This is a genomic window from Chitinophaga filiformis (assembly GCF_900102545.1).
In the GTDB taxonomy this organism is placed as follows: Bacteria; Bacteroidota; Bacteroidia; order Chitinophagales; family Chitinophagaceae; genus Chitinophaga; species Chitinophaga filiformis.
In genome coordinates, this window is the sequence record NZ_FNBN01000002.1 from 82186 (window position 1) to 102812 (window position 20627).

At 46.3% G+C, this 20627-nt stretch carries 10 protein-coding genes; 3 read left to right on the forward strand and 7 right to left on the reverse strand.

All coding sequences use genetic code 11. The features are described 5' to 3' along the window. Positions 1 to 43 precede the first annotated feature (43 nt). From BLR32_RS07205 to BLR32_RS07235, 6 genes are all read right to left on the reverse strand, one after another. Complete coding sequence (locus tag BLR32_RS07205) at positions 44 to 298, reverse strand: hypothetical protein (RefSeq protein ID WP_089830111.1); 255 nt, start codon at positions 296 to 298, stop codon at positions 44 to 46. Positions 299 to 524: 226 nt separating this feature from the next. Further along, positions 525 to 1730, reverse strand: coding sequence for an MFS transporter (locus BLR32_RS07210; protein WP_089830113.1), 1206 nt, complete (start codon positions 1728 to 1730; stop codon positions 525 to 527). A 137-nt stretch (positions 1731 to 1867) separates the two neighbouring features. After that, positions 1868 to 4081, reverse strand: coding sequence for a hypothetical protein (locus tag BLR32_RS07215; RefSeq protein WP_089830115.1), 2214 nt, complete (start codon positions 4079 to 4081; stop codon positions 1868 to 1870). A 300-nt stretch (positions 4082 to 4381) separates the two neighbouring features. After that, positions 4382 to 5851, reverse strand: coding sequence for a hypothetical protein (locus BLR32_RS07220; RefSeq protein ID WP_089830117.1), 1470 nt, complete (start codon positions 5849 to 5851; stop codon positions 4382 to 4384). 416 nt (positions 5852 to 6267) lie between these two features. Next, positions 6268 to 7341 (reverse strand): hypothetical protein, encoded by a 1074-nt coding sequence (locus BLR32_RS07230; protein ID WP_089830121.1) that lies wholly within the window; start codon positions 7339 to 7341, stop codon positions 6268 to 6270. Positions 7342 to 7710: 369 nt separating this feature from the next. Continuing rightward, positions 7711 to 9006 carry a cobyrinic acid a,c-diamide synthase CobB gene (locus tag BLR32_RS07235; RefSeq protein ID WP_089830123.1) on the reverse strand — a complete coding sequence of 432 codons (1296 nt, stop codon included), beginning with the start codon at positions 9004 to 9006 and terminating at the stop codon, positions 7711 to 7713. 29 nt (positions 9007 to 9035) lie between these two features. Between BLR32_RS07235 and BLR32_RS07240 the strand changes: the two genes are divergently transcribed. The 3 genes from BLR32_RS07240 to cbiB are packed head-to-tail and all read left to right on the forward strand — an operon-like array spanning position 9036 to position 12453. Beyond that, entirely contained in the window at positions 9036 to 10514 is a 1479-nt protein-coding gene (locus tag BLR32_RS07240) for a cobyric acid synthase (protein ID WP_176842196.1), read from the forward strand. Beyond that, entirely contained in the window at positions 10511 to 11536 is a 1026-nt protein-coding gene (locus tag BLR32_RS07245) for a pyridoxal phosphate-dependent aminotransferase (protein ID WP_089830127.1), read from the forward strand. Before BLR32_RS07240 ends, BLR32_RS07245 begins: the two co-directional genes overlap by 4 nt. Then, positions 11518 to 12453: an adenosylcobinamide-phosphate synthase CbiB gene (gene cbiB, locus BLR32_RS07250; RefSeq protein ID WP_089830128.1), complete on the forward strand. Its 936-nt coding sequence runs from the start codon at positions 11518 to 11520 to the stop codon at positions 12451 to 12453. The genes BLR32_RS07245 and cbiB overlap by 19 nt, the downstream gene beginning before the upstream one ends. Before the next feature lie 32 nt (positions 12454 to 12485). On the opposite strand, the gene BLR32_RS07255 is transcribed toward cbiB, so the two are convergent. Next, the gene (locus BLR32_RS07255; protein WP_089830130.1) at positions 12486 to 20621 is read right to left on the reverse strand and encodes an RHS repeat-associated core domain-containing protein; all 8136 of its coding nucleotides are present in this window, start codon (positions 20619 to 20621) and stop codon (positions 12486 to 12488) included. Positions 20622 to 20627 lie beyond the last annotated feature (6 nt).

Sequence of the window (20627 nt, forward strand, 5' to 3'; positions counted from 1 at the left end):
CACGCTTTTAAATAAGGTAATGTCTCAATTTGAAATGATGCTACTATCTCACAATCCCAAGGCTGTCAAGTGAAGCCTGGATATTTATCAATCGGGCATGAACGGCTCCAAGCTGCACCTTTTCTTCACCAGCTTTGGCGTTAAGGCCTTTGTACATATAGCCCGCTATCCTTTCATTTATATTATTAGCGCTATCCTTAAGCAATTTCTGTTCACTTAAAAGGCTTGTCTGCAGGTTATTGCGATTGCATCCACAAGCAAATATCACGAGAAGGGATAAGATGGCTGAAAATTTCATCTGAAGTTTTATTTAACGTTGGAAAGGGATATATTTCATGCAATATAACAAATACATGTATACGCTGTCCAGCGTTTGAGCGCCTTATTTATAGTAATACTTGGAAAGCATTAAGAAACTTACGGTAACTTTACGCCATCTCAATCATGGCACATGAAATACTCGGACTCGTCGGCGGTACCAGCTGGGCTTCTACCATAGACGACTATGCCCTGGGTGAGTGAACCTACTTCCTCCCTGCCCTCAAAACCAGGAGGAATCCTGCTACTACCAGCAGCAACAGTGAAAATATAAACGTCGCCCATCCCCATCCTGTCAGTACAACACCCGTAGCTGTACCGATGATGGCGGAACCGGCATAGTAGAACAGCCAGTAAAGCGAAGTGGCACTGCTTTTCCCCTCCTTTGCCTCCTGCGATACTATTCTGCTGGCCAGTGTATGCGTACCGAAAAAGCTGAAAGTGAAAATTCCGAGTCCGCAGATAAAGACCACCAGCTGCGATACCAACATCAATAGCAGTCCTGCCGCTATCGCTGGAATGAAGAAACGGATCAGTTTCGCCGGTGCTATTTTATCAGATGATCTTCCGGCTACCATCGTGCCCCATACACCTACCGTATACATCAGGAAGATACAGGCGATCACGTAATGCGGTAAAGAAAAAGGAGCTTCCTCCAGGTGAAAACCAGTGTAGTTATAGATGCTCACAAACCCTCCCATCAGCAGGAACGCCGCCAGGTAAATGAAGACGATCACCGGCTGCCGGAAGAATACACCCATGTGCTGCCACTTCTGCCCGATATTGACCGGCAATGGTATAAAATGTTTGGAGGCAGGTAAACGCTTCATGAAAAACAGACCTAAGATCAGGCTGGAAATACCTATAAACCCTGCCGCCCATCGCCAGTTCAACCACCCTGCTATCAGCATCACTACAATCCTGCCCGCCATGCCGCCAATGGCATTACCACTCAGATAAAGACTAATGGCTAATCCCAATGCATTGAAGCTTACCTCTTCCGACAGATAAGCCAGGGCCACAGCTGTAACGCCCGACAAGATAGCTCCCTTGACAAAACTTACCGCTATCAGCAAATGAAAATTATGAATGAACACCGACAACAATGTCAGTACAGCAGATGCAAGCATAGCAAATCCCATCAGCTGCTTCCGCGGCAAGGCGTCCGCTTTTAAAGAGAAGATAAACAATCCTACTGCCATGCCCATCGTTGATGCAGACACCGCCCAGCTGCTTTCAGCAGGCGAGATCTTAAACTCTTTGCAAAGCAGGGGTAATACGGGCTGAAATAAATATAACTGCGCAAATACGGAAAGCCCTGACAAAAATATGCTGTTCTTGATACGCCGGAAACGGAGGCTCCCCCTTTCGGCTTTTATAATTGATGATGATGCTGTCGTTGTTACTGCCATCTCTTTGATCCATTCTCAGCACAAAGGTCTATAGATTGAGGGAATCTAAAAATGATATTTTACGGTTTTTGCATTGATGCAAAAAGCATGGGAACAGCCTTTTGCCATTCCCATGCCTTGCTATTCATCCATCTTTACTAGGGCAACACAGCGAATCCAAGATATTTTTCCGCATAATGGCTGGTAATATTATAGATGTACGAGCCATCAAGGAAGGTGATCTTATACCCTACCAGCGACCTGTCTGTCGCACTCAAACGGATGGTATATCCGCATGACTGGAGGTATTTTGTATCTATAGTAAAACCAAGACCATTGTTTCCCTGATCCACCAGGCTGACACACGACCTGGAAGAAGGAGTGATAATCGTACTCAGCGGCGTACCCGGAGGAATGATGTGCGCGGCTGGCTGCAGATCGAAGCTCCAGTGACTGAAGAACTTATCGATCGCTTTCAGCTGGCCATTGATCACGTCTCCTTTCTTATAGAATTTACAATCGCCACCGGCAATGATCACATCCAGTGTACTGGCCGGATCGAGTGTGGCTGAAGGCGCACCGTTGACAGTATAACCGGTATTATCCAGGTAAACAAATATTTCAGATGAGTAACTGATATTAGCCGGAGCATGCAGCGGATCTTTCGTGAACAATACTCTCAACTTGTACAAGCCGTTCCTGTTACCGCTATCCCAGAATGCCAGCAGGGACAGTTTCTCTGCTTTGAAAGGCACCGACGGCAGATAAGTCAGCCAACCACCGGTCAATGACGGATCCTGGTCATGCAGTGTCAGCACGCTGCTTTCAATGATCTGGAACTTCTGTTTATCCATCACATCCTGCCAGGTACCACCACTGGTATCGAGGAATTGCACCTTGTAGAATGTGGTGCCAGATGGGCCACTGTTTGTAAACATACCACTCAGTTTGATCAGACCACCAAAAGGATAGGCCGCTCCCGGGAAAACAGCACTGCTGTAAGCCAGGCCCCTGGTAGATATCGCTACCTGGTCGATGTTGCTCACTGCTACTCCGTTCACGTCAAAGATGTTGATACCCACCTTGCCACCGTCCTGTATGCCAGGTCTCAGCTGTACCCTCACATCTACGCGGTTGCCATAGAAGTTCAGGGCGTTCGGATCTGTAGTGGAAGGTAATGTCTGCCAGGACAATACCCCGCGGATTCCGACAACGTTAGGCATCTCACAGCTTCTCAGGCGTTTGCAGAGGTCTAATGGTAATGCCACATTATAGTACAAACCATCATTAGGAATATTGCTGACATCATGTACAGTGACGCTGACAGTACCCAGGTATTCATCAAAAGTGCCGTCGTTATTCCAGTCTGCCCAGAAAGCGACATATTCTTTTGATCCGGAAGTACACAGGTTACCACTGAAACCAGTGCTCTTTTTTACTTTGATCACAGCGCCAAGGGTATCTGAATGGGTATTCAACCCTACGCAGGTAAGCTGCTCATAAGTAATATTAGCATTGTCTTTTTCAAATATGGGGTTGGTGATTATCTTCGTAATATCAGCAATATTCACCCCTATTTTACTAACGATATCCAAGTCGAATGCTGGTTCAGTATTGGGTATCTCGGCCACCTGTGGCAGCTGCGGTATGATGCTGCTGTAGAAGGTACGATGATCTTCAACGCCTGCCCCTTTGTACATTTTGTAGAACTGCTCTACGGGCGGCAAAGGCTTGTCGATCACCGGCAGCTTAAATTCTTCATCCACCTGTGGCAACACGTCCAGTTTCTCTTTGATATTCAGTTCTTTGATAAGGTCACCCCAGAAGATGATCCGTTTCCTCTTCAGCTGAATATCAACATCCACTACGTTACCAAAATGCGGAATGTCATTCGGATTTGGTGAAGGAATGCTGTTCCACGATAATATCGCCCTTACAGTTGGTATGACGGCTATGTCACAGGCGGTGAACCGGCGGTGTGCTTCGTCATTGAGGAATATATACGCCATGTAATGAAGCGGATGCTTCTTGAATGGCGCCGGATCGGGAATATCCGCTACTTTGAAGCTGGTAAAGCCAGCATCCTGGAAGCCGGCGCCATCGTGGTAGTCCACGAAGAAGCGTACAAATTCATGTGATCCTGTGCTACATAATCCACCGCTGTAGCCATTAGGTTGCTTGATCCTCACTACGGCTTCCAATCTGGATACATCAGGGTTAAACCCTACACACATCAGCTGTTCCCAGAAGGTGATACCAGATGTTTGTTGCGGCAGGAATTTCGAGAGCAGTAAAAGTTTACGGTTTTCCAGATACTGTTTGATCTGCTCATCATTGAGGTTGTCTGTTGCAGTTGCGGTTGCTTTGTCCATTTGTTTAATTTTTTTGAGGTTACGAAACTGGTGATAGCAGCTCCTGACAACGCCTGTTGCGTTGCAGCGTACATGACAATGGAAATTCTTTTGGGGTCTGTAATGTTTAACTGTTAAAGTTGCTGTGATCTCTTATTTGTTATGTTGCTGATGCTTCGGGGTCAACGTGTCAATGCTCGTGATTGTTGTTCAAATGCTGCTGTGATTCTGATATAAAGGTCTATCAGATAAAAGAATATGGCAAGCGTATAAATACCTGGTTTCCTGGTAGAAAGTACTATACTTTTGGGAATAGTTCGCTTAATATCCAAGTAAGGACCAGGGCGACCACCCGGTCTGCTTCTTTTGTTTCTTTTTTAAATAGGTCAGATAGTTCTGTGCGTTTCTTAGCTCCATTACTGATAGTCCTCCCTTTCCAATCTGCAGTTCCTGTTGTAATGCTCTCATTTCTTTTCCAGGTAAAAAAGTATCCTGTCTTACACCTAGCGTAAGAGGATTATGATCAAACAGATCTGTTTTTCTATTGTCAATTCGCTCAAATGTTATTTGTTTCCCTAATTCCAGCATATCATTAATCTCGGTCCAAACCGTATTGATAAATAAGATAGCCTTGTATTGCATGTCTTCCGACTTGAATCCTTTAATGTTCTCTATTACAGAAATAAGCCAGGTAGGTGTCTTTTCCAGGATCTCCTTTTCCATCGCCCACAATCTATCTGACGTAAACAGGTTCAAACCATACGACAATAGATCTGTCTTGAGCCAAACAGAGGTCCTGTCTTTAATGAAGGATGTGGTTTTTGCAATAGCGTCTAAGCGACTCACAAATTTGTTATCCTGCAATACTGTCAGGTCGTTTGCCAGCAATTCCTGTCTCTGGCGAAGCTCTTTCAGATATGGTACTACTGTCTGCTGCCTGAGCACGCGGGCTAATTGCATATTAAACAACCTCAACTGCGCTCTTTCCCCGTCTGAACAGTCATTCGGGAAACTATTTTCGAGCGAATTGAATATCAGCTCGATACTTGATAAATAGTCCTCATCCTTCCCTAATCTACTTTGGGTATTTTCAGATGTTTCTTCATAAGTAATAGCATCTGTGGCTACATTTATTTGATAATCTTCTTTGGGGTTCAACAATACATCCTGTATTTTCGTTTTCGTCCAGTCAATACTCCCATCGCCAATTCCCTCTTTTAAATCTTTTTCTGTTCTTATGCTATTGGAAGACCAATTACGGCTTGAGATGTTCTTTTCTATTGCTGGTATTGGCGTCATTGTTGTCAAAAATGGCTTCCAGATACCCAGCAAATCTCCCATCGTTTCTTTACCGTCCACTACTTGTCGAAGCCCCTCCTGTTGCGCATCAATTAGTTCCTTTAATTTATCATAATCAGGCTCAGTAGAACCCGGTGCACTGTTCTTCACGAAAAAAGGCGGCGCAACATATTCCAGGCGGTTTGAGCTTTCCGTTTCCAGCTTGTGTCTGACGCCGGTTACCTTATCTGGAGATTGCGCCAGCTCAATATGACTCATTCCACGGAAAGGGTAACTATCCTGGTCCAGGGTAACAATATTCCATTCCAGCCCCACTGTTGTGTAATTACCATTAAAATTCCGTTGTTCTTCCAGCTTCCTTTGCTCAACTACAATTTCGTGCATTGGTTTACGCTGAACAGCAGGCCTTGAAATTCCGGAAGCACTGACATGGAAGGCAGCAGCACGGGGCCAAACATGAACAGCGCCGGGCTTTTGGTATTCTTGTGGCATGAGGGAAGGTATTAGATTAACAATTCTAATATAAGCATTCCCATAAGGATTACGATCAATTTTTAATAATAAAGACTACCTGTTACGCATCAACAGACACGAGAACCTGGAAAGCAAAATCCAGGTGTAATCCTGTTTACAAAAAGATGATGAATCTGGTTAGCAGTGAAAGGGCTGATCGTCTATTGAACGGATAATACTTCAAAGCGTCCTGTTGTGGAGGTCCGCCGATGGCAGGAGATGTTAATGAGATCATCGGCAGGATCCTCCACATGCAGGCGCTTTACATTTACAAAACACCCGTTATATTGCACAGCAGATTGGCGGAAAATCCCCACCATAAGGTGTTGCATGCTATCGAATTGTTCGGGATAAAAATTGCGCCGGCAATCAGGAAAGCCTTGGGCAAATAAAGCTTAATCCGTCAGCCGGGCTTTTATACCCCAGCCGCCAAAAGTCTCCGATATGGCGATCAGTAATTCATTTCGTCCCTTTTCCAGGGGAAGATAGAGTGCATCCCAGTACCCTACAGTACCAAGGAAACGGTAATCGCGGGTAAGAAATTCATCGTTTCCTTCGTACAGCAAGCGGCCGTTCAGGTATACACGTGCTTTATCTGAAAATCCGAAGGTAAGCTTCCTGATACGTGGCGAGCTTGCATCGATCACTTTGCGGACAAACACCGTGTTTTTCTCTTCTGTTACAGCAGACACTAAAGACACATTCGTAAGACCATTGTGGTCCACCCGAAGGGTTTTCCAATGAAGCGAGGCAGTATCTGCTGCCTGCAGCTCCGTACGTCCATCCACCTGCTTTTCGCTGAATACAGTGCTCACATCCCAGCTGGTGATCGTACCCTCCGGCAGTTTGGGGAATTGCCGGGAACTCTTAATGGTAACAGCGTCTGTGGAGGTATACACGAAATTACTGTACCATGCTACTGCGTCCCAGGGATTGGCAAGGGATATCATACCGGCAATAGGATCACGATCCAGTGGATTAATGTAAAGTACCGGCTTGGTTCCATTATCAAAATAGATCTCGGCCTCCTTTTCCTTTACCACCATCCTGATGTGTAGCCAGCGGTCAAAAGGCAGCACCACCGCATTGTTGTAACCGGTACCGTAATATAGCTGAAAGCCTCCATCACGGTTATAAACCGGTGTATACTGCATCGCATCAGGATTTCCGGACTGGTGGGGCCGCAGATAATATTCTTCGAAATTGGCATCATCCTGTATACGGAAATCAATACCCGGGAAATAACGGGCTTTAGACAATGCAATATCAAATTCAATAATACCATTCTTAAAATTGGCATCTGTCAGTAAGGCGTTACCCAATTTCAGTTTAAGGGCTGGCTGTCCCAGGTGATCTTCCTTCACCGCTTCCTGTCCCGTGATTTTCCAGCGCGGTGAATCAAATGGGACGGCAGTCTGGGCCATAACATTAAGAGAAAAAAAGAACATGATAAACAGGAGACGATACATAACGGGTTAAAGGTTTTGTGATTGAAAAATGAACTTCGGATGCGCATCCAGGGGTAAATTAGTGCATCCGGTCAGTTTGCCCTCTTCAGCAGGGAAACAAGTTCGTTCAAGTTCATTCACCGACTTATCTAACTGATTATCAATACAAATACGTGATCATTCGCGGCAATAGACCCCGGCAGGGGTCTAATTGTTTGTAGCCCGGGGTTTTCAACCCCGGGGGATGACGAACGGGGTTTCCCCGAAACCGACGAATGGGTTTCAACCCCAAAACGACAAATGAGTTTTCACCCCAGGTTACGGAACGGTTCCGTAATCCGGACAATAATGCGGGCGTCCCGAATAACGAAACGGGTTTCGCCCCCTGCCCTAAAAAACATGCAACCAACCGGGATTCTCCCCCCAATAGAGGTGTATGTAAGACGCAATAACATTCTCCTTTCTGTATACCGGGGTCGGCACCTCCTTCCCCCTGGCATTGAACACCCTCCCTATCTTTGTAAGACACTCCGTCTCCATACACCCGGAATAGTGAAATTCATGCCCTTTAAAGCGATTTAAGCCCATTTCTATCTCCCGGTAGCCAAGTGACAGCTTTGCATCCTTCATCGTCGTTTTCAGGCCTAAAAATCCCACCATCGGATATTCTTTTCCGGTACTGTCTGCCAGGGTCTCTCCCAGGTACATCATCCCCCCGCATTCAGCGATCACCTTTCCTCCATTGGCGCAATAGTCAAGAATGGATGCCCGCATAGTAAGGTTGGTTGACAATTGCTCGAGGAACAGTTCAGGATACCCTCCGGCCAGGTAGAGCAGGTCTGTGGCGGGTAATTTGTAGTCGTAAAGGGGGCTGAAAGTGGTCACCTCTCCGAGGCTTTTCAACATCTCCAGGTTCTCTGCATAAGTAAAATTAAACGCCTCATCCATGGCAACCGCTATTTTCATCGTACGAACAGGTGGCAGGACTACCGGCACAGGAACCTGCAGCACTGGTCTGCGGGTGATAGCCAGCAGCTGCTCAAAGTCCACCGTTTTACTGATATGGGTGGCCGCCCTTTCGATAACAGCGTTGTAGTCGTTTTCCGGAGAAATGGCCAGTCCGAGGTGACGGGACGGGATCTTAATATCGTCACTGGCAGGGACATAACCCAATGGAGTAACGCCAATATCTTCACAGGCATCCTTCAGGAACTGGTAATGGCTTTCTGTATTGACAAAGTTGAAGATCACACCGGCTATCTGTACCTGTGGATTAAAATGCATGAAGCCATAGATCAGCGGGGCGACTGAATAGGCCATTGCCTTCGCGTTTATGACCAGTATCACCGGTAGACCCAGCAACATAGATATCTCTGCGCTGCTTCCCTTCATCCTGTCTGCACCGTCGAATAGTCCCATAACACCTTCCGTGATCACCACATCCGCGTCTTCACTATATTTTGAATAGAGCAGGCGCAAATGTGCTTCACTCATCATGAAGGTATCGAGATTAATACTCTGGGAATGTGCTGCGAGGGTATGATGTTTGGTATCGATATAGTCCGGACCACACTTGAACGGCTGTACTTTTAAGCCCCTGTTATGCAACAGTCTTAACAGACCTAATGTGAGTGTCGTCTTGCCGGAATTACTGGATGGTGCTGCAATTAAAAACTGAGGCTTCATTCCGGCAAAGATAGTACATTCGCAATCTTATGCAGCCACTAAGGTCTATCATGTTTGCCGGCACTGCATCAGATGTTGGCAAAAGTTTTATCAATACAGGCTTCTGCCGCATTTTCAAACAGGATGGTTACCATCCTGCTCCTTTCAAAGCACAGAACATGTCGCTCAACAGCTACGCCACACCGGATGGCTTTGAGATAGGACGCGCTCAGGCGGTACAGGCGGAAGCCTGTGGCATTGCCTGCAGTACCGATATGAATCCGGTGTTGTTAAAACCTACCAGCGATAAAGCCTCACAGGTAGTCCTACTGGGTAAACCTGTGGGTAACCAGTCGGCCTATGACTACTTCATGGGCAACAATAAACAGGAACTCTTCAAAGAAGCCAAAGCCGCCTATGATCGTCTGCAGACAAAATACAATCCTGTTGTGATGGAAGGCGCCGGTAGTATCAGTGAACTAAACCTGAAACACCGCGATATTACCAATATGCGTATGGCGCTTCACGCACAAGCCGACGTATACCTCGTGGGCGACATAGACCGGGGTGGCCTTTTTGCCAGCGTATACGGGACGATGGCCCTGCTACCACCGGAAGAAAAACAACTCATCAAAGGGATCATCATCAATAAATTCAGGGGCGATGCCCGTCTGTTTGATTCCGGCAAAACAATGCTGGAAGATCTCTGTGGTGTACCGGTTGTCGGCATTATTCCCTACCGGAAAGATATCTATGTAGAAGAAGAAGATTCCGTCGGACTGGAACACAAGCACAATCAACTGGCGTCAGGTAAAGTGAACATAGCGGTTGTTTTACTGAACCGCCTCTCTAATTTCACAGATTTCAATGTACTGGAACAGGACGGGCGTGTACACTTATTCTACAGTAACAACCCAGCGGATATAGAGAAGGCTGACATCATCATCATCCCAGGTAGTAAAAACACCATTGCGGATCTCATTGACATCAAAAACAATGGTGTGGCGAAAGCTATCGTCCAGGCGCATAAAAGCGAAAAAACGGTGATCGGCATCTGTGGTGGTTACCAGATGATGGGGAGCAGTATTGAAGACCCTTATCACGTGGAAGGCACTGTGGAATCAATGCCAGGACTGGGTATTCTACCTGTAAAGACAGTCCTGACAGAGAATAAGGTAACAGAACAATGCCGCTTTTATTATAAAGGCAATGCTGCTCCCTGCAATGGATATGAGATCCATATGGGTATCAGCACTGCTACCGGAACGGAAAGTCCACTCAATAGAACTGCTGCCGGCAATAATGATGGCTATCTCCTGCACGAACATTGCTGGGGTACATACATCCACGGCATCCTGGACAATGCTGTTGTAATAGACGATCTGCTGAAAGCATATACATCTCAGCAGTCCTCCACTCTTTTTGACTACCTCGCTTTCAAAGAAGCCCAGTATGATAAACTGGCGCAACACCTGCGTGAACATGTAGACATGGCATATATTTACGAACAATTAAAGAAGGAAAGATGATCAACGGCCACGGAGATGACAGATACCTGTTTAACTATAACATCGTTGCTGACTTCAGCTCCAATGTATATTACAAAGGCTTCTCGCAAGAGTTAAGCAGTCATTTGATGGATTGCCTGTATAAGATCAACAACTATCCGGAATCCAATGCCCAGCGACTGCAAGTCGCGTTGGCAGATTGGCACAGATTGACACCCGCGCAGGTGCTCGTGACCAATGGGGCAACAGAAGCTTTTTACCTGGTAGCACACGCATACCGCAGAAAATCAGCGACTATTGTCATTCCAGCGTTTGCCGAATATGAAGATGCATGTCATACCAACGATCTTCAGATAAGCTATGTGCATTGGGATGAATTACATCCCCACACCTTTTTTGGTACCGACATTGTTTTCCTGGGTAATCCCAACAATCCTACCGGCGCCGTTCTCGATCGGCTCACTATTCTACATCTGGTGGAGAGGAATCCGGAAATAATATTTGTGATCGATGAAGCATATATTGATTTCACAACAGATGCTATTTCCCTGGTCACATATATACGTCTATATCCCAATCTGATCATCATCAAATCCCTTACAAAGACTTATTCTATCCCCGGATTGCGTTTGGGATATATTCTTAGCAATGAAAATATCATCAATCATATTCTTCCCTCAAAAATGCCCTGGTCTGTTAATGCGCTTGCTATAGAAGCAGGACTATTCATTACCCGGAACAGACACGATATGTCGTTCCCCGTGTCAACACTCACCCTGGATACACAAGCGCTGATCAATGGCTTAAATGCACTTGGCAATATTTCCATCGGTAAAACACATACTAATTTCTTCCTCTGCAAGACAGATAAGGGCACTGCTGCTGATCTGAAACAATTCCTGTTACGGACCGCGGGGCTGCTGATCAGGGATGCTTCCAATTTCAAAAGCCTGACGCCACAACACTTCCGTATTGCGACACAGCGTCCGGAACAGAATGCATTACTGATAAAAGGGATCAAAGCATGGATGGAAAGTTTCTGATTATAGCTATTCCACTTTTAGCAGGTTACCTGCTTGATCTGTTATTAGGAGACCCGAGATGGTTGCCGCATCCCATCCGCTTGTTTGGCACTGTGATAGGCAAAAGCGAATCCTTACTAAATAAAGGGAAGTACCAATTACTAAAAGGAGCATTACTGACAATCGTATTATGCGCATTGGTGTTCTGCTTCTTCTATTTCACACAACGCTGGTTGCTAAGCATAAACACTACATCTTATTACATCTTCGCCAGCATCTTCGTCTTTTATGGCCTCGCTAATAAAAGCCTGTTACAAGAAAGCAAAGAAGTCTTTGACACACTACAACATCAAGGCCTTGAAGCAGGACGCAAACGTCTTTCCTGGATCGTTGGCAGGCAGACTTCCGCTTTAACCGAAAACCAAATCCGGACAGCTGTATTTGAAACCCTCTCTGAGAATTTAAGTGACGGAGTAATAGCGCCGTTGTTCTATTATGCCATCGGCGGAGTACCCGCTATGATGATGTATAAAATGATCAATACCCTCGATTCTATGATCGGGTATAAAAGTGAACGATATTTCTACTTCGGAAAATTTGCAGCGAGGCTTGATGATGTGGTTAACTTCGTTCCGGCCAGGTTAACAGCGTTGCTGATGGTATTAGTGACGTTCAGCAGACAAGGGATAGTATATATTCTAAAATACGGGCATCAACATGCCAGTCCGAATTCAGGTTACCCCGAAGCGGCACTGGCAGGTATTCTGCAATGCCGCTTCGGAGGCCCGAACACTTATCATGGGCAGGTGGTGGTCAAGCCTTATATTGGCGAGACGCCACGGGAGATTGCACATGACGAGCTAAAAAGAGTCATGTATGTGAACCATGCGGTGACCATAGTGAGCGTCTGTATGATACTGCTGCTGATCATGATATGACAGGCTGATCCCATTTTATCTTCCACTAGTTTTTACTGTATTAAACGTCCTGTAGTTTGATCGTACCATAATGCCTGTGTTGTTACCGGTAGTTTTCCATTTGTTATTTCTTTTCCAAATTTGATGATGCTTGTAGTTGTTCCCGCTTTAAAATCAGCAGTATTAACGCCGGGAGTCCATTTAGATCCAAAGTACATAGATGGATGAAGCCCACTTATCACCTGCACATCCGGTCCTTTCTCCCCTCTTCGGGCAAAATAGAATTGCGTAAGGGGATACCTGTTCTGCAGCTCGGAAGGAAGCGTCGCTATTCCCGCTCTTAATGGCCCGCCATTGATCCGATCATAATGCAGGTGATTCCCCAATTCCCTTTTCGATAGTGTAGACAAATCAATAGCATTCCTGTTATTCGCAGATCCTGACTGAGTTGCCTGGCTGGATGTACCGGCATTCGTCGTGGTAGTCGTGGTTGTAACAGGCACGTCCATTTCAGTTGGCGCTATCGTCCTCACAGGAGCAACTGTCTGAGTCGTCGCCGGCTTTAATACAGGAGTATGAGGAGAAGTCTGAACTACCACTGGTGTTTGGGGAGTTCTCACGGGTACCTTAACACGTACATTCACCGGCATTTCAATAAATCCAGGTGTACCCATTGTCGGTGTAATGGCAGCTTCCATCATCCCATATCCCATCATACCTCCCAGTGCTGTAAAAGCTTCCCCGTATGTATAGGATTTTTTGTCTGCCGGAATAGTAGCCTGGTCGAGATAGGAAAGCGCCATTGCCGTACTGAACTCGCTTGAAGAATTCAACCAGTCCTTCAAAGCCATCCAGGCACGTAGCGTCCCTATTCCGCCCTCCAACCCATCAATGTCAATCGCCCATAAAGGCGTATTGCTTGCAAACTGATATGGCGTCAGTTCCGGATATTTTGCACTTAGAGGATCAATAGACAAGAACCTGCCGGCTCTCGGATCGTATATCCTCATTCCATAATCCTGCTGATTTCCCGTTCCCTTTACATCATTATCATTTTCCTTTCCATTAAACCCATACCTGTACCGCTCACTATTACTGCCTCTTCCCGGCATGCCCATACCAAAAGGATAGTATTCCTGCGTAGAGAAAATATCAGGTGTAAAATAGCTGACAGTCGTACTGTCTGTAGAAACACCCCGTTTCTTATCAGACACAGTCGCCAGTATATTCCCAAGGTGGTCACTCAGTTCAAAGATCTTTTTGCCGCGAAGGAAACCGATACCTATCCCATTTCCCAACCCGCGCACAGGAACCACATCAGGCGACACAACACTTTGTACGTTTATATTCAGTGTACTTAACCCTAAACGTCCACTGCCATACAAGGGGATTTCTGTCTGCGTAAGGCTACCACCGTTAGCAGTATTATCTCCCCTGGTATATACGCTCATCACGTTGCCGGAAGCGTCGCGCACATACCATGTTTGCACACCATTCACTGTTTTACTGATACGGTTTCCACTCACATCATAGGTATAGGCAATAGTCGTCCCGTCGGTTTTAGTGACGGTCGCTATCTTGCCGTATACCGTCCATGTAATACTGCTGATTCCTCCTCCGCTATCCTTTATAAGATTACCTGTACTGTCGTAGACATAGTTCCCGGCAGTCTGGCCGTCGATGTCGCCAGTATAGTTTATTGAGCGTACTGAATCTCTTATGAAATCCAGCTGATTCCTGCCTGCTTTGTAGCTATACGTAAGACTATCCATCGCCAGCGGACTACCGGCAAATGTGTTATTTCCATTACGGCTATAAGTTAAGATGTTGCCATCGGCGTCATAAGTAATTCCCTCCTTGAAATCCTGAATAGCTGCAGGCGTCCATTTATTGGTGCTTGTATTTAAACCACGGAGCACCTGCGTTCCTTTCAGGCGGTTCAGTACATCATAGCTATAAGCAGACAGCAGCGATTCTCCCAAAGCCGGAATGTGATGACTGATCGCTGCAACGTTTCCTCCAAACAGGGGTTTAAACCCGGAACCTTCAATCGGAGCAAAAGATACCTGGCTGCCGATAGGGCTATACTCTCTGATGCCGTAGTAATACAAACTATATCCTATAGCGTCTCTTGCTACAGCACTACCCGCTAGGCCATCCTTACCCATATCTGTGCTACCACCAACCGAAGTCGTATTCACTCCTTTCAGCCATCCCTGCAATGTATAAGCATAGTCCACCCCCTGCACCTGCTGTTGTCCTAATACTAACCTTGCAAGCGGGCCATGCTTGTAATAAGTGTAATAAGCATCATTTTCCCAGTAGACACTATCCTGACTGGTCTCCACATTAATCAGCCTGTTCTCGGCATCATAAGTATAACGATGATAGAATGCATCTGCCTGAGAGGGTTGATAAGCTACCTGACGCACCTTTCCACTAATCAGATCATATCTGTACACGATCTTCTTAAACCTGTTCCCCGCATCTGCCATTCCTCCCAGCTTATAATCCTGCAGCAGCGTATCCACATTACCATGCGCATCATAACTATAGAAAGTACCAGCAGCATAATTGCCATTACCTAAATCCGTGTTGTTATTATAAGTTGCCGTCCACGCCACCCGGTTACGCAAGTTACGGGCCGATAACACCAGTTGTGACAACGGCGTATAAGGAACATCATATGTCGTACGCGTGATCTGTGTATTGGTTCCCTTTGCCGCCGACAACCATTGCGTCAGCAACTGCGGATCACGGCTGATGCTGTCTGTTATTACATTAGTGCTGTTCGTTTGTCCAACCTCTACTATTCGTCCAATCGCGTCATAACTAGTATAACTATAGTTACGGTCTGCCTTCTGCTGTGCATTCTGCGACACAACCCTCCTTCCCAGCCTATCATACCAGAAGCGCGTAATCCCCCCATCCGGCGACTGTTGCTCAACTATTTGCTCAAGGGTATTGTACCTATACTGTGTGATCTTTTTATGCGCAGGTATACGCTGCTGCCTGGCCTTCCGCGCCGCTCGCACACTATTCAGCCAGCTATCCGACCTGTCTGTCACCACACCTGCCGGAGGCACGGTCTTCACCAGGTTCCCCGCCTGATCATAGTAGAACAACGTATAATGATACTCGCTCGTGTTATAATTTACCGTGAACACTTCCTTATTAGCAGCCTGCAAACCGGTACTGATATAATCCTTTTCAAAGTTACCTTTCACCGAATCACGATACGCCTTGTACAATTCCGTACCCTTGCTGATAGCAAAGAATTCATTGTCAGAACAGTTGTTGATCTCATTTACATCCACCGGCGGGAAAACAGGTGTAGACTTACCACAGAGCAGCGGACCGTCATAAGGGCCAACAATAGTGTCCGCCGGGTCCGTAGGCGTAGTTGATCCTCCACCGCAAAATCCTGAAACAGCCCCGCAATTCACCAGAAACATACTATCTATCTGAGCCGGTGAATATGAAGTATGAAACCAATAGTTAAACCTGACAGCCCATTCATCACACACAGTTGCCTTAAAGTTTACACTAAACCATGGAACAGTTGTATTAACAGTCGACGTCGGACTATAAGTGAACACGTAGGAATTATTACTGGCGCCGGCCTCCGTTGCATCATCCATTCTTAATATCAATCCATAATATTTTCCTTTCTGGTATGCATCATACATATCAATAGCCAGATCAGTGCAGATAAAGGCTTGCTGGCCCGAACTGGCTCCTGCAGGCAATTTGGTCAGCGTAATCCTGTGTTCAGTTGTAACTGCCGGCTGTGTTGAAAAAGTTGTCACTCCCGGTATAACCGGGCCTAAAGCCCGCTCCAGATAGCCAAAGGCGGTACCATTAGTACTGTAGTGAGATTTTATCTCTTTGAAAAAGTCGATGCTTGGGCTGGCCTGTTTCCCGGTCATGATTATTGTTGCCCTGGTTATCCGCGCATTGTAAGGCACTCCCAAAACATTGGCGGTTGAGCCAATAGGAATTACCAGATTATCCCTCAACCTGAATATGCTGTTGCTGCTGTCCTTCCACACAGCCGCCGCCAATGCCTCTGTTCCAGACCATGCGGGCCGGTTATCTGTGGAAATAACATGCGTAACTATACTCCCTACTAATGTGCGTGAAAGAGTAAGTGAGTCGCCCGTTAGTGATGGAAACAGTCTCAAAAATTCATTCTTGGCCCACGTAAGACTGTCACATATATTAGTATCTGGCGTTGGCGTTTTTGGACAGCTATCCCTGAACTGAAGATACTCCCATGCCTGCTTGCTGAATCCAAGACGGATGTTCATGTAGTTGGCAAACACCTTGTTCTTTTTCTGCTGAATAGTATCTGGCTCTGTCTTCTGGGGAGTAAAATCAGGATATGCCGATAAATAGCTCTGGTAGAGATCTTCCACTACTTTACATGACACACATATCTCCCCGCTGTTACACTGCAAAGCCGGCGGTATATTAATCACCTGCTGGAAATACGTACAACTACTTGTCGTATTACATGCATTCAGCAACTGCGTCAGATCAGCATCTGTCATACTGATCTTCCTTGTACGCGACAGATACCCTGCAAAATTACTATCCGTAGATTTGCCATATTTCACATACTCCGCCTTCAAACTATTGAGCTTAGCACACTCACAACTATCCGGCTTTGTATAAACAGGCTTATTGGTATAAGCTACCTGCTTGTCATAAGGAGCAGGCGCCGTGATCATATCAGGATAACAATCCCAGGAATTAGTAATGCCATTCTGCTTATTATATGCATCCAGCACCTCCTGGAAGCTCTTGTATGTATTCGTACTACCCGGTTTCACAGAACCGGATCCCAGCGGATGCGATACATCCGAACCTTCCTTACACACCTGTACCAATCTTGGTATAATGATATTCAATGCTGTCTGACTGTACTTACAAGGAGCCAGCTGCTGCACCCATGCTTTTGCATAGGCATTGCAATTATCCTCATAAACTTTTGCCAGCGCCTTATTTGTAGAATCCGTAGCTGCACTTCCTGTTGGATTATTATTAAGATAACCCAGTCCGCTCTGCCCCAGGGCATCTGCTGCATTGTTGAAATTGGACTGTTTACCAGCTGAGGTCAATTGTGCGGAAGTAGGGTTCACTACTCCCGCCGGACAAGCAGCATTCTTTATCTTATCGCTCAGCATACCCCGCTTCACATTCTGGTACAGCTGGCGGAAGTTGCGCCATGCCATATCCAGGTCAGCCGTACATAAAGTGCTCTCATTGAATGCCTTGGCCGGTGTATTATAAGTATCGATGCAGGTACTGCTGTTATCGGGACACTTCACCGTAATGGTGGCCATACTCCAGAGTGAGAGAATATTAGCGCCGCTTCCCCCGTTGAAATTATTCAGCTTCGCTTCCAGCGCGGTTTTATTGGCCGTACTTTCTGTCGACAGCGGATCTCTGTTGGCCGTCACTATCGTGAAAGGAAAACTGCTATTGCCAGTAGGGTTCAGATAACCTTTTGCCTTTGCTTCCGCATAAGTATCGACAATTGCAAAAGCCCTGTCCCAGGTATAACTGGCCGTATGTTTCTGGAACTCCAGCCACTTACAATATTCCGGATGGAACTTCAGTAATGCCGCGGCCCAGGTAGGTTTGAACTTAGCAGCAAATTGATCTGGCCTTAACCGCTGCGGTATGACGTAGCTATTGCTTAACTCATCATAGACCAGGTCCCGCTTACCCGCTTCATCCAGGTAAGTCACCGTATCCCGTTTATAGATAGGAAGCGTATTTTCGTCTTTCTGATAGAAGATAGAATAGATATCCAGTGTATCGTCGGGATTAGCGTACTGTCCTGATGGTGCAGACATATCGAGCAACATGGCGTTCCTGGTATCCGTCACCTCGCTGGTTTTGTTACACAGCGCATCACAGGCAGCAAGGGCCTCTTCGTAAGCGGCCATGGCTTCTCCACGATACCCAGCTGAATCGGCTACTGCAACACCTGCACCTTTCATATATTTCGCCCTGAAAGTGGTCCAGGTACCCAGACTATCCTGGCAGGATTTACAATCAGGTATACACTTCGTATTGATAAGCAGATCACGCTGTTGCTGTATAAACTGGTCCAGTGTAGTACAAAGGTTCTTCTTCATAAATACACTGTCCCTGTAATAATCCATCGCATCCCGCCTGATACTCAGTTGTTTGGAGATCCGGTAGGTACCGCGTGTAAGGCGCTTCGTGAAAGTCACATCAAAAGGTGTAGGCGCAGCACAGTCGGTAACAATAGCCCCTGTATAGTTGCGGATGATGGTATCAAACGCTTTACCTCCCAGGCGCTGATTATAAGCGTCATCTGTGATCGTGATCCTCAGATCATACAGTGCATTATAACAAACCAGCACATTATTGCAATCACGCTTCTGCAACACCGGCGGCGTCAGTGTGTATTTGAACAGGTAATCTCCATCAATCGGCACCAGCTGACTCTGCGTACTCTCCATCACCATATCAGTGATCACATTGCTGTTGGCACGCGATAAAGTATCTGTTACAGGAAATTGCGAATAAGAGCCCAGATTGTCCATAGCAGCACTATCCGGCGCACCAGCCAGCGCAGTGGCAATGGTACGGCCATACATATCCAGGTAGGTAACAGCGATCTGCCCATTGGCATCCTGCACCATGTTCTTGAAGTAATGTGTTCTGTCGCCCGCATCAGTACCAAACAATACATCCAGATCGTTCTCCCCCGGTGTACCATAGAAGTACCTTTTCTCATGTTTGCTACCTAATTTAAACACGGGTCCTACGTCACTCTGCCGGCTTATTCTACCGGTATTGTCCTGTGTATATTCTGTTTCTGTAAACGGATATTGCCCGGCATTAGGAATGAACTGGTTCACACCCGTATTCTTATCCGGATTACTGCCTGAGTAGTACTGAGACGCACCGCTTGCATTAGACATCGCAGACGCGCTGCCTGTCAGATAAGCGGACGGTGAGCTAAGTTTGTCGTAATAACTCTTATCATATTCAGTACCGCTGGTATTCGCATTGAATTTAGGCGTATAGCGCATGACGCTGTTCAAAGAAGGCGCAGGCATTACTTCGACAACAGGTCTTCCCTGGTAGTCATAGAACGTTTCACCAACAACGGTCTTGTTCGTCACATTATCTTTCGTAACAATTTGCCGTTCCCTTAACGAACCGTCAAAGTAGGTCACAACCGCCTTGCGCTTTCCCTCTTCAGCATAGGCGATAGACGACTGCCAGTTCATTAGTCGCTGGTGCCCCCCAAAAGGGAAACTACCCAGCCCTCCTGAATAGTCAGAGCTCCAGGCAGTCTCTATTCTCGCTTCACGACTTTTCTCCTGCACCGCTCTTACCCTGAAAAACAGGATACCCCCATTATCATACAGCAATGGGATGCGGTAGGTATTACCTGTAATGGTAACACGGGAAGTATTGTTCCTGAATAACAAAGCCGCACTAACCGGGTTACCATACCTGTTCGTGAGGTATGCCGAAGAATCGACATATGCCCATTCCAGGTCATACACATTCGCACCTGTCACTACCGGCCATACAACAGTCAGTTCATCTGTAGAATCAATATTGGCAATGCTGTTAGCAGAGATACTCTTCACTGCATCATCCGTACAGGACAGCTTATACACAGGACTTACCTGCATCTCATTATCCAGCACCAGTGCCGACATCACTCTTGCAGGTGCAGTGCCGATGCTGGCACTTACCACTTTCACTGTCACCTTATGCGCATTATTAAATACGAAACTGCTACGGTTAGTATAACTGGCGTTAATATCATAGTTGATACTCAGGTCCTTCTCTACGGAATCTATAGTGAGATTCGGCTTCGTATAAATGATCCTGACCTTTACTGTTGCAGTAAACTGTGCAGGCAGGTATACTCCGGCATATTCATTGATACGGAAAGTGACAATGTTCTTCACATAGTAAGGCGTATCCAGCTTACTGATCAGGGTGGAATTAAAGTATACACTATCCTGTACGGTAACAACAGAGTCTTTAGCCAGCTGCTGTTTACTGCCATCCAGTGTATTCTTCAGCAGGGTTATATTGCCGGTCTGCGCCTGGCAGTAAGCTGCTATCAGCAGGAGCAGCATAGTCAGACACCATTGAACGGTCTTTTTTGGCAAAAAATGCATAATATC

Bases quoted from the DNA above. Each gene is read 5' to 3' on its own strand.
- BLR32_RS07220 (WP_089830117.1), bottom strand. From the start codon at position 5,851: ATGCCACAAGAATACCAAAAGCCCGGCGCTGTTCATGTTTGGCCCCGT.
- BLR32_RS07240 (WP_176842196.1), top strand. From the start codon at position 9,036: ATGCAGCCACTAAGGTCTATCATGTTTGCCGGCACTGCATCAGATGTT.
- BLR32_RS07210 (WP_089830113.1), bottom strand. From the start codon at position 1,730: ATGGCAGTAACAACGACAGCATCATCATCAATTATAAAAGCCGAAAGG.
- BLR32_RS07235 (WP_089830123.1), bottom strand. From the start codon at position 9,006: ATGAAGCCTCAGTTTTTAATTGCAGCACCATCCAGTAATTCCGGCAAG.
- BLR32_RS07215 (WP_089830115.1), bottom strand. From the start codon at position 4,081: ATGGACAAAGCAACCGCAACTGCAACAGACAACCTCAATGATGAGCAG.
- BLR32_RS07255 (WP_089830130.1), bottom strand. From the start codon at position 20,621: ATGCATTTTTTGCCAAAAAAGACCGTTCAATGGTGTCTGACTATGCTG.
- BLR32_RS07230 (WP_089830121.1), bottom strand. From the start codon at position 7,341: ATGTATCGTCTCCTGTTTATCATGTTCTTTTTTTCTCTTAATGTTATG.
- cbiB (WP_089830128.1), top strand. From the start codon at position 11,518: ATGGATGGAAAGTTTCTGATTATAGCTATTCCACTTTTAGCAGGTTAC.
- BLR32_RS07205 (WP_089830111.1), bottom strand. From the start codon at position 298: ATGAAATTTTCAGCCATCTTATCCCTTCTCGTGATATTTGCTTGTGGA.
- BLR32_RS07245 (WP_089830127.1), top strand. From the start codon at position 10,511: ATGATCAACGGCCACGGAGATGACAGATACCTGTTTAACTATAACATC.